This is a genomic window from Variovorax sp. 01T439_2 (assembly GCF_056398445.1).
In genome coordinates this window covers 1-9,788 of the sequence record NZ_JBFTPJ010000101.1, presented here as the reverse complement: position 1 = coordinate 9,788, position 9,788 = coordinate 1, and the positions used below count along the sequence as shown (strand labels likewise).

Here is a 9,788-nt window from a genome sequence, read left to right as displayed (position 1 = left end):
CCGCACCCAGGCCGTTGTCGCCGCACAGCGAGATGAAGTGCGTCTGCACCAGGCCGTTGGTGCTGAGGCCGCAGATGAAGAAGGTGGCCGCAAGGATCAGGAAGGTGCGGTTGGTCGACACTTCCTTCAGCACGCGGAAGGGCGTCGCAAAGTTCATGGCTGCGGCAGGTGCCGCCGGCGCCGCCGGCTGCGTGCCGGGCCGTTCGCCGTACGGCAGCAGGCCGAGGTCGGTGGGCCGGTTGCGCACCAGGCACAGCGCGAGCAGCGCGATCAGCACGCTGCCGATCACGATCGGCACGATGGYCGAGCGCCAGCCCCAGTGCTCGATCATCCAGGCCGCGAACGGCAGGAAGGCCAGTTGTCCCGTGGCCGAACTGGCCGTGAGCATGCCGATGACCAGCCCGCGCCGCGCAAAGAACCAGCGGTTGGCCACCACCGCGCCGAGCACCAGCGCCGTCATGCCCGTGCCCAGGCCCAGCATCAGGCTCCACAGCACGAAGAGCTGCCACAGCTGCGAAGCCATGGTGACCAGCGCCATGCCCAGCCCGACCAGCGCCAGGCCGGTGCAGATCACGGCCCGCAGGCCGTAGCGCTCCATCAGCACCGCGGCAAACGGCCCCATGAGCCCGAACAGCGCGAAGCGCAGGGCCAGCGCCGAGGAGATCTGCTCGGTGCTCCAGCCGAACTCCTTGCCCAGCGGCTGCAGCATGGCGCCCGGCAGGCCCAGCGCCGCCGACATGGTCAGCATGGTGAGAAAAGTGATCGCGGCGACGATCCAGCCGTAGTGGATGCCGCGGCGCTGCAGCCATGCGGAAACGGGGGTGGCGAACATGGGACCTCTGCTGTTGGATTGGATTGGGAGGAAAAATATGTTCCGCACGCGGCCGTTGCCGCGGCTTGGGTGTTCTTTGCGGGGTGGCTTCAGTCCTGGAGGTCCGGCGAGTCGTCCGTGCCCAGCAGCTCGAGCGATTCGTCGATGAGCTGGTGCAGCGCCAGCACGCGCTCCACGCCCAGGAGCGCATTGAGCTTCTGCTGCGCGGCTTTCCAGTGCAGCTGCGCTTCGCGCCACTTGGCTTCGCCCGCCGGTGTGAGCGCCACCAGGCGGCTGCGCGCATCGGCACCCGCGCTCTGCTCGATCCAGCCCGCGGCAATCAGCGGCTGCAGGTTGCGGCTCAAGGTGGAGGCCGTCATCCGCAGATCGGCCGCAAAATCGACAGGGCGCACCGGGCCGAGCCGCTTGAGGTTCGACAGCAGCGAATACTGCGTGGTCTTGAGGCCGCTCTGCGAGACCTCCGCGTCATAGTGCTGCGAGAGGCGCCGCATCAGCTGGCGCACCTTGAAGCTGGTGCAGCCGCGGGGTTTGGTCTGGATGTCCATGGTTTATCATTGTAGGTACAACCATTGCATATGCAACTTAATCGTCCCGCAATGCCCACAGGAGAAACACAGGAATGACGCAAGCCCCCTCCCAGCTCGAGGCCTGGATCGCCGAAGAACGCCGGGTTGCCGGCCGGCTCGAAAGCGGCCCCGGCCCCGGACTCGCCCGCCCCGAGCAGATCGCCGGCAAGACCGGGCTCGAGATGATGCAGGCCATGCTGAACGGGGACATTCCCTTTGCGGCCATCGCGAAGACGCTCGACTTCACGCTGCTGTCGGTGAGCCCCGGCGTGGCCGTTTTCCAGGGTACGCCGCTGGCCCAGCACCTGAACCCGCTCGGCACCATCCACGGCGGCTGGATTGCCACCGTGCTCGATTCGGCGCTGGGCTGCTCGGTCCACACCATGATGCCGCCCGGCCGCGCCTACACCACCGCCGAACTCAGCGTGAACTACGTGAAGGGCCTCACGCCCAAGGTGCAGCGGGTGCGCGCCGAAGGCAAGGTGATCCATTGCGGCCGGCAGCTCGCCACCGCCGAGGCGCGGCTCGTGGGCCCCGACGGCACGCTGTATGCGCACGCCACCACCACCTGCCTGGTGTTCGAGATCCCGTCGCCGCGCTGAACGCGATCGGCCCGCAGCCCATGCCCTCCTCCATCCCCCGCGACCCCACGCTCGCGCCGGCCTTCGAGGCCCTGCTCGCGGAGCGCTACAGCTGCCGCGGCTACCTGGCCGAGCCCGTCGCGCGCGAGACGATCGATGCCATCCTCCGGCTGGCGCAGCGCACCGCCTCGTGGTGCAACTCGCAGCCCTGGCAGGTGATCGTGGCCAGTGCCGCGGCCACCGAACGGCTGCGCCAAGCCTTCGATTCGGACGAAGCCGCGGCCGATGCCGCATTCGACATTGCACCGCCCGCGGAATACCGCGGCGTGTACCGCGAGCGCCGCCGCGAATGCGGCTTCCAGCTGTATGAAAGCGTGGGCGTGGCGCGCGGCGACCGCGAGGCCTCGCAACGGCAGGCGCAGGAGAACTTCAGGTTCTTTGGCGCCCCGCATGTGGCGCTCGTCACCACCGAGGCGCTGCTCGGCACCTATGGCGCGCTCGACTGCGGCGCCTATGTCAACAACTTCATGCTGGCGGCGCGCAGCCTGGGCGTGGCCAGCATCGCGCAGGCTGCCGTGGCCTCGCGCTCGAAGTTCCTGCATCGCTGGTTCGACATTCCGGACGATCGCCAGGTGGTCTGCGGCATCGCCTTCGGCTACGAGGACCCCTCGCACCCGGCCAACCGGTTCCGCACGTCGCGGGCGCCGCTGGCCCAGGTTTGCCAATGGGTGGATTAGCAATGTAAGTGCAAGGAGGTAAAAAACCGCCCCAAGGGCAGTGATAATGATTCTCATCGTCACCCTCGCGGTGGCGATGACTTTCCACAACACGTCTCTGCACCTGGAGGATCCTTCATGACCGACCGCCCCGGCGTCCAAGGCCGCGCCGCCCGCGCACTGATCGGCGTCACCGCCGCCTGGCTGGCTGCCGCCGCTGCCCTGCCCGCGCACGCTGCCAGCGATGAGCTCACGCTCTACACCACGCGCGAAGCCGCGCTGATCCAGCCCCTGATCTCGGCCTTCAGCGCGCAGAGCAAGATCAAGGTGAACACGGTGTTCGTGAAGGACGGCCTGCTCGAACGCGTCAAGGCCGAAGGCGCGCGCTCGCCGGCCGACGTGCTGATGACGGTGGACATCGGCAACCTGATGGACCTGGTCGATGGCGGCGTGACGCAGCCGGTGAAATCGGCTGCGCTCGAATCGGCCGTGCCCGCCAACCTGCGCGGCGCCGACGGCCAGTGGTTCGCGCTCTCGCTGCGCGCGCGCGTGCTCTACGCCGACAGGGACCAGCCGATCACCAGCTTCCGCTACGAAGACCTGGCCAACCCCAAATGGAAGGGCAAGGTCTGCATCCGCGCGGGCCAGCACCCCTACAACACGGCGCTGATCGCGGCCATGATCGCGCACGACGGCGAGGCCAAGACCGAGCAGTGGCTGCGCGGCGTCAAGGCCAACCTGGCCCGCAAGGCCACCGGCGGCGACCGCGACGTGGCGCGCGACATCCTGGGCGGCATCTGCGATATCGGCCTGGCCAACTCCTACTACGTCGGCCAGATGAAGAGCGCTGCGGCCGGCACCGACGCGCGCAAGTGGGGCGACGCCATCAAGGTGGTCCGCCCGACCTTTGCCGGCGCCAAGGGCGGCGGCACGCACGTCAACATCAGCGGCGCGGCCGTGGCCAAGAACGCGCCGCAGCGCGCCAACGCGGTCAAGCTGCTCGAGTTCCTGGTGTCGGAGCCGGCGCAGGCGCTCTACGCACAGGCCAACTACGAATATCCGGTGCGCAAGGGCGTGGCGCTCGATCCGATCATCGGAGAGACCATCGGCGAGCTGAAGGCCGACCCGCTGCCGGTGGCCGAGATTGCCAAGTACCGCAAGCAGGCCAGCGCGCTGGTCGACAAGGTCGGGTTCGACCAGTAATGTTGCTCGCCCCCAGGGGAGCAATGAAAGGCCTGTGTTTCGCATGAGCTTCGGCGGTTTGCAGGCGGCGGGGCCGATCTGGCGCTGGGCCTCGTTCGGGATCGCCATCGGCGTGCTCGCGCCGGTGCTCATGCTCGGCTGGCTCGCCTTCGGCTCGGGCGTCGCGCACTGGGGGCCGCTGTTCGCGCACGTGCTGCCGCAGGCCGCGCTCAACACGGCCTTGCTTCTCATGGGCGTCGGTGCGCTGGTGCTGCTGATCGGCACCGGCTGCGCATGGCTCGTGACGGCCTGCGACTTTCCGGGGCGCGGCGTGCTGAACTGGGCGCTGCTGCTGCCGCTCGCAATGCCGACCTACATCGTCGCCTTTGCCTACCTGGACCTGCTGCATCCGATCGGTCCGGTGCAGGGTGCGATCCGCTGGGCGCTGGGCTTCGACAGCCCGCGCCAGTTCCGCCTGCCGGACCTGCGCTCGATGCCGGGTGCGATCTTCGTGCTCGGCTTCGTGCTCTACCCCTACGTCTACATGACGGCGCGTGCCATGTTCATGACGCAGCCCGCGCACCTGATGGAAGCGGCGCGCACGCTGGGCGAAAGCCGGCGCGGCGCCTTCTTTCGCGTGGCGCTGCCGCTGGCGCGGCCGGCGCTCGCAGTGGGCCTGAGCCTGGCGCTGCTCGAAACGCTCAATGACATCGGCGCCTCCGAATTCCTGGGCGTGAACACGCTCACGGTGGCGGTCTACACCACCTGGATCACGCGCTCCGACCTGGCCGGTGCGGCGCAGATCGCCTGCGCCATGCTGTTCGTGGTGGTCGCGCTGGTCTGGCTCGAACGCAACGGGCGCCGGCACCAGCGCTTCGGCTCGGCGCAGCGCATGCGCGCCATGCAGCCGCGGCGCCTGCACGGCGGCGCCGCCTGGCTCGCCACCGCCACCGCGTCGCTGCCGGTGCTGATCGGCTTCGTGGCGCCCGCGCTCTACCTGGTCTGGGAAAGCGCCAAGCGGCTGCGCCAGGGCGGCGGCGTGTCGCAAGGGCTGCTCGCCAGCCTCGGCAACACGGTCACGCTGGCCGCCGGCGTCACGGTGGCAGCGGTGGCCGCGGGGCTGGTGGTGGCCTGGGCCACGCGCAGCCAGGGATCGCGCCCGAACCGCGCGCGCTGGCAGGCGCGCGCGGCCACGCTGGGCTATGCGCTGCCCGGCACCGTGCTCGCCATTGGCCTGCTCACGCCGGCGCTCGCTTTCGACGCCGCGCTGGCCGGCATGCTCGGCCTGCAGGGCCTGCCGCTCATGGGCGCGGGCATCGTGCTGGTGGTGGCCTGCGCGATCCGCTTCCTTGCCATGCCGGTCGGCGGCATCGAGGCCGGGCTCGCGCGCATTCCGCCCGCCATCGAGCAGGCTTCGCGGCTGCTGGGCGAAACCAGCGGCGGCACGCTCCGGCGCGTGCACCTGCCGCTGCTGCAGCCCGCCATTGCCACGGGCGCGCTGCTGGTCTTCGTCGATGCCATGAAGGAACTGCCGGCCACGCTGCTGCTGCGGCCGGCCAATTTCGACACGCTGGCCACCTGGCTCTATGCCGAGGCCGCCCGCGGCACGTATGAAGAAGGCGCGATTGCCGCGCTCGCCATCGTGGCGGCCGGCCTGCTGCCGGTGGTGCTGCTGGCGCGCAACCAACTGGGCACGCCAGCCGCAGAGACACAATGAGTTCCCCTCTTTCCATCGAATCGATCCAACTCGCCTACGAAACGCCGCGCGGCCTGCATGCCGTGGTCAACGACTTTTCGCTTTCGCTGCGCGCCGGCGAGATCGCCTGCCTGTTCGGCCCCTCGGGCTGCGGCAAGACCACGGTGCTGCGGGCGATCGCGGGCTTCGAGCCGCTGCGCGCGGGCGCCATCCGGCTTGGCGACGTGCTGCTCTCCTCCACCCAGGTGCACCTGCCGCCCGAGCAGCGGCGCGTGGGCATGATGTTCCAGGAGTACGCGCTGTTTCCCCATCTCTCGGCCAGCCGGAACGTGGCCTTCGGCCTGCGCCGCTCGAGCCGTGCGCAGCAGCAGGCCCGCGTGGCCGAGATGCTGGCGCTGGTGGGCCTGGCCGATGCCGGCGAGCGCTTTCCGCATGAACTGTCGGGCGGGCAGCAGCAACGCATTGCGCTCGCCCGCGCACTGGCGCCTTCGCCCGAACTGCTGCTGCTCGATGAGCCGTTCTCCAACCTCGACGGCGGCACGCGCGAGCGCCTCACGGCCGAGGTGCGCGGCATCCTCCGGCGCGCCGGGCAGACCGCGATCCTGGTCACCCACAACGAGGCCGAGGCCCATGCCATGGCCGACCGCATCGGCGTGATGCACGGCGGCCGCATCACGCACTGGCTGGACACCACTGCCAAATAGCACAGGGCGCCCGTTCGGCGAATGGGCTTTTCGGGAAAAGGTTGTTCGGGGCCGCAAGAATTGCCGCGGTCCCAACTGCAACTTTTCCGGAGCGCCMACGCCATGTCCAACAAGCCCCTCACCCTCGTCAGCCACCTGTTGTGCCCCTATGTGCAGCGCGCCGCCATCGCGCTGGCCGAAAAGAACGTGCCCTTCGAGCGCGTGGTGATCGACCTGGCGAACAAGCCGGACTGGTTCGTTGCCATCTCGCCCCTGGGCAAGGTGCCGCTGCTGCGGCTTCAGCGGCCCGACGGCAGCGAAGCAGTGCTGTTCGAGAGCAATGTGATCTGCGAGTACCTCGAAGAAACCCAGCCCGGCCCGCGCCTGCATCCCGAAGATCCGCTCACCCGCGCCGAGCATCGCGCATGGATGGAGTTCGGCTCGGCCATCCTGGGCGACCTGTGGGGCTACGAGACCACGCGCGACGCCGAAGTGTTCGAGCAGAAGCGCCTGGCCCTTGCCGCCAAGTTCGAGCGCGTCGAAGCCGCGCTGGGCGCCGGCCCCTACTTTGCAGGCAAGAACTTCAGCCTGGTCGACGCGGTGTTCGCGCCGATCTTTCGCTACTTCGAGGTGTTCGATGAGATCAGCAACTCGCACATCTTCGATGCCCTGCCCAAGGTGAATGCGTGGCGCAAGGCACTGGCGGCGCGGCCGAGCGTGCAGAGCGCGGTGGTGCCGGAGTATCCGCAGCACCTGCGCGAATTCCTGCGCAAGCACGAGGCGCACTTGCTCGCGCTCGCCTAGCGCCGACAATGGAATTCTTCCCCCCGCAACAACAGAGATCCCACGAGATGCGACTCCTCCACACCATGCTGCGCGTCGGCAACCTCCAGCGTTCGATCGATTTCTATACCCAGGTGCTTGGCATGAGCCTGCTGCGCACCTCGGAGAACCCCGAGTACAAATACAGCCTCGCCTTCGTCGGCTACGGCGGCGGCAACCCCGGGCAGGCCGAGATCGAGCTCACCTACAACTGGGGCACCGAAAGCTACGAACTCGGCACGGCCTACGGCCACATCGCGCTCGGCGTGCCCGACGCCTACGCGGCCTGCGAAAAGATCAAGGCCGCCGGCGGCAACGTCACGCGCGAAGCCGGGCCCGTGAAGGGCGGCACCACCGTGATCGCCTTCGTGACCGATCCCGACGGCTACAAGATCGAGCTCATCCAGGACAAGGCAAAGGCTTCCGGCGACAGCAGCCCTGCCGGTTCGGACGCCCTGCGCGCGTCCTAGCCAGGCCACCGCGGCGCCCGCGCCCGGCGCCGCCATCAGCGCTTCGCGGCCGCTGAATTGAGGATACAAATGATCACCTTTTAAAGGCGATCGGCATATTCTTTGCTGGTATTTTCAAGGGGTAGTGCTGATGCAGGACGCATCACATTCTGATACCCGGAATCGCGATCGAAGAGCTTCACAGTTCAGCAAGATCGTCCATTCGGACGCGGCGCCGAATGCTCCTTATTCCTTGAACTATTTTCTACATGAGCGCTTTCTTCCAAGCGGAATGAAAATTGACGATTCTGAGCATACGCGGCAAGCCTATTGATCCGGCCATATCGCTGATCATCTTTTTCTTTTCCGCCCTGATCGTCGGCGTCATTCCGTTTCTCTACCACGACACGGCGGCCCAGAATTTTCCGGACGAAGAAACGCTATTGAGTTTCTTCGGCGCCGATTTGTGCCAGCTCACCTCCACCACGATCGAGGAAAGAAACTCCTACGCCTGCAGCGCATTCCTGCTGGAGTCGGCCGGGCTCAGCGCCAAGACGGCGCCCATTGCCGGCGCCTTTTTGAGCGTCACGCTCACCGTCATCCCCATACTGCAATTCAGCCGAATTCCCCTTGGCGTATTTTTCGTCTCGCTCGGCTGGGGATTCATCAGGGCCATTTTCCTTTCGGTGCTTTCCAAGGACATGCTGTCGGCCTGCGTGGTGCTGCTTTCGGTGATGGCGGCGCAGCACAGCGGGTTCGGGCTGACGTGGTTCCTGTCGTCGACGATCTACGGCTGGGTGGTCAGAAAGTATTGGCTGCTGGTCAGCGCCGTCTGGCTCGGGCTGCGCTTGATAAGAAAGCAGCTCACCGTATTCAGGCTCCTGGTCATCATCGTCCTGGTCTATATCGCGCTCGCGCTGACCTTCCAGATCGCACTTGGCGCCACCCTGGACTTTGCCCGCGCAACGGTCAATGAGAACCGGGATGTCGGTGCCGAAGGATCGCGGACGGTCATCGAGGCGGTCATCGCTTCCGACAATGCGCTGCTGCAGGCGCTCAACGCCACGATCACCTTCTTCCGCCTGGCTTTTCCGCTCGAGCTTCTGCGCTTTGGCTCGGTCAGCCAATTGGCGTTCATCTCGATCATGCCTTTCACGTTCGTGTGGATGGTGAAAGTCATCGTCGAGGGCGCGAAGTCGGGCAACAGGAACCTGATCCAGGCCGGCAAGGTGGCCCTTGCGCCTTTGTCCTTCCTCATCATCGAGGGGGTGTTCGAGCCTGACTTCGGCTCGTTTGCGCGCCACTTCGCCATTGTGAGTCCGCTCGTCTTTTCGGCCATGGCGCTGGCGCAGAAAACCGAGCTGGCCGAAAAAAGGCTGCTGCGGCGCAGGCAGGCCGCCGCCATTTCGAGCAACCCGCTCTTTGTCCGCCCTACCCGTCAGGATCGAATTTCGTGAAATCCCAATCCATTGCGGTGGACCAGCCACAGTACGTCGAATCCATTCAGGCAGGCCGAGGCATTGCCGCGCTGCTGGTCGTGATTCACCACGCGGCGCAGAAAGCCCATGCGCTTTCCGGCGGCGCCATTCCGCTGTTCGATTTCGGGATCATCGGGGTCGATATCTTCTTCATGATCAGCGGCTTCATCATCTACTTTGTCACGGCCAACAAGACCATGACCCACGTGGAATTCATGGAGAAGCGGATCATCCGTGTGTTTCCCCTTTATTGGGGACTGTCCTTGCTGGCGTTGGTGGTCTTCATGCTTGCGCCGAAGCTGATCAACAGCAATGCGCAGGAGCCCACCGACATTGCCGCGTCATTCTTCTTGTGGCCCACGTCCGCCCCGTACCTGGTCAACAACGGATGGACGCTCACCTACGAAATCATTTTCTACGGCTTGTGGGCGCTGGTCGCATTGCCGACCGCCAGGCCAAGGAACGCCTATCTCGCGTGCCTGGTATTGGCCGCGGCATCGTTCATTGGATTGCTTTCCGGCCTCGACTACAAGGTCATGAATTTTTCATTGTTCCTGGAGTTCGCATTCGGCGTGGCCATTGGCGTTGCGTTCAAGAAAGGGCTGATCCGGCAGAGCACGCCGGTGTCCATCGTCCTGATGGCCGCCGGGGCATTTCTTGCGCACCTGGCCATTTCGGAAGGTCTTGGCAGCAGCGAACTCCGGGGATTTGCGCTGGCAATTCCCTCCGCAATGATTTTCTTCGGATTGATATCGCTCGGGGCGTTCTGGGCCAGGCTGCGCG

General features: G+C 66.4%; 11 protein-coding genes. 9 read left to right on the top strand and 2 right to left on the bottom strand.

The genetic code is table 11. From position 1 onward, the window contains the following. Together AC1DOC_RS07315 and AC1DOC_RS07310 are read right to left on the bottom strand one after the other, a co-directional pair. Window positions 1–832: MFS transporter (locus AC1DOC_RS07315; protein WP_478129598.1), on the bottom strand; the 832-nt coding region annotated here is incomplete at its 3' end. Window positions 833–921: 89 nt separating this feature from the next. Beyond that, complete coding sequence (locus tag AC1DOC_RS07310; protein WP_062366205.1) at window positions 922–1,377, bottom strand: MarR family winged helix-turn-helix transcriptional regulator; 456 nt, start codon at window positions 1,375–1,377, stop codon at window positions 922–924. 74 nt (window positions 1,378–1,451) lie between these two features. Here AC1DOC_RS07310 and AC1DOC_RS07305 point away from each other — a divergent pair, with 74 nt between their 5' ends. The 9 genes from AC1DOC_RS07305 to AC1DOC_RS07265 all read left to right on the top strand — a co-directional run. Next, on the top strand, window positions 1,452–2,000 hold the full coding sequence (locus tag AC1DOC_RS07305; RefSeq protein WP_015866475.1) for a PaaI family thioesterase: 549 nt from the start codon (window positions 1,452–1,454) through the stop codon (window positions 1,998–2,000). Window positions 2,001–2,020: 20 nt separating this feature from the next. Next, window positions 2,021–2,716: a nitroreductase gene (locus AC1DOC_RS07300; protein WP_028256348.1), complete on the top strand. Its 696-nt coding sequence runs from the start codon at window positions 2,021–2,023 to the stop codon at window positions 2,714–2,716. 117 nt (window positions 2,717–2,833) lie between these two features. Then, on the top strand, window positions 2,834–3,898 hold the full coding sequence (locus AC1DOC_RS07295) for a Fe(3+) ABC transporter substrate-binding protein (protein ID WP_278874709.1): 1,065 nt from the start codon (window positions 2,834–2,836) through the stop codon (window positions 3,896–3,898). Window positions 3,899–3,941: 43 nt separating this feature from the next. After that, on the top strand, window positions 3,942–5,594 hold the full coding sequence (locus AC1DOC_RS07290) for an ABC transporter permease (protein WP_478081328.1): 1,653 nt from the start codon (window positions 3,942–3,944) through the stop codon (window positions 5,592–5,594). Next, window positions 5,591–6,277 (top strand): ABC transporter ATP-binding protein, encoded by a 687-nt coding sequence (locus AC1DOC_RS07285; protein ID WP_015866479.1) that lies wholly within the window; start codon window positions 5,591–5,593, stop codon window positions 6,275–6,277. Before AC1DOC_RS07290 ends, AC1DOC_RS07285 begins: the two co-directional genes overlap by 4 nt. Window positions 6,278–6,379: 102 nt before the next feature. After that, complete coding sequence (locus AC1DOC_RS07280; RefSeq protein ID WP_028256345.1) at window positions 6,380–7,060, top strand: glutathione S-transferase family protein; 681 nt, start codon at window positions 6,380–6,382, stop codon at window positions 7,058–7,060. A 47-nt stretch (window positions 7,061–7,107) separates the two neighbouring features. Further along, window positions 7,108–7,548: a lactoylglutathione lyase gene (gloA, locus tag AC1DOC_RS07275; protein ID WP_478081327.1), complete on the top strand. Its 441-nt coding sequence runs from the start codon at window positions 7,108–7,110 to the stop codon at window positions 7,546–7,548. Window positions 7,549–7,826: 278 nt separating this feature from the next. Beyond that, complete coding sequence (locus tag AC1DOC_RS07270) at window positions 7,827–8,984, top strand: hypothetical protein (RefSeq protein ID WP_478083964.1); 1,158 nt, start codon at window positions 7,827–7,829, stop codon at window positions 8,982–8,984. Then, window positions 8,981–9,788, top strand: an 808-nt coding sequence (locus AC1DOC_RS07265; protein ID WP_478129597.1) for an acyltransferase family protein, incomplete at its 3' end; no start/stop codon positions are given. The genes AC1DOC_RS07270 and AC1DOC_RS07265, both read left to right, overlap by 4 nt.

What these genes read in the sequence shown, in the direction of transcription:
- AC1DOC_RS07310 (WP_062366205.1), bottom strand. Translation starts at nt 1,377, where the DNA reads ATGGACATCCAGACCAAACCCCGCGGCTGCACCAGCTTCAAGGTGCGC.
- AC1DOC_RS07285 (WP_015866479.1), top strand. Translation starts at nt 5,591, where the DNA reads ATGAGTTCCCCTCTTTCCATCGAATCGATCCAACTCGCCTACGAAACG.
- AC1DOC_RS07290 (WP_478081328.1), top strand. Translation starts at nt 3,942, where the DNA reads ATGAGCTTCGGCGGTTTGCAGGCGGCGGGGCCGATCTGGCGCTGGGCC.
- AC1DOC_RS07295 (WP_278874709.1), top strand. Translation starts at nt 2,834, where the DNA reads ATGACCGACCGCCCCGGCGTCCAAGGCCGCGCCGCCCGCGCACTGATC.
- AC1DOC_RS07300 (WP_028256348.1), top strand. Translation starts at nt 2,021, where the DNA reads ATGCCCTCCTCCATCCCCCGCGACCCCACGCTCGCGCCGGCCTTCGAG.
- AC1DOC_RS07280 (WP_028256345.1), top strand. Translation starts at nt 6,380, where the DNA reads ATGTCCAACAAGCCCCTCACCCTCGTCAGCCACCTGTTGTGCCCCTAT.
- AC1DOC_RS07305 (WP_015866475.1), top strand. Translation starts at nt 1,452, where the DNA reads ATGACGCAAGCCCCCTCCCAGCTCGAGGCCTGGATCGCCGAAGAACGC.
- gloA (WP_478081327.1), top strand. Translation starts at nt 7,108, where the DNA reads ATGCGACTCCTCCACACCATGCTGCGCGTCGGCAACCTCCAGCGTTCG.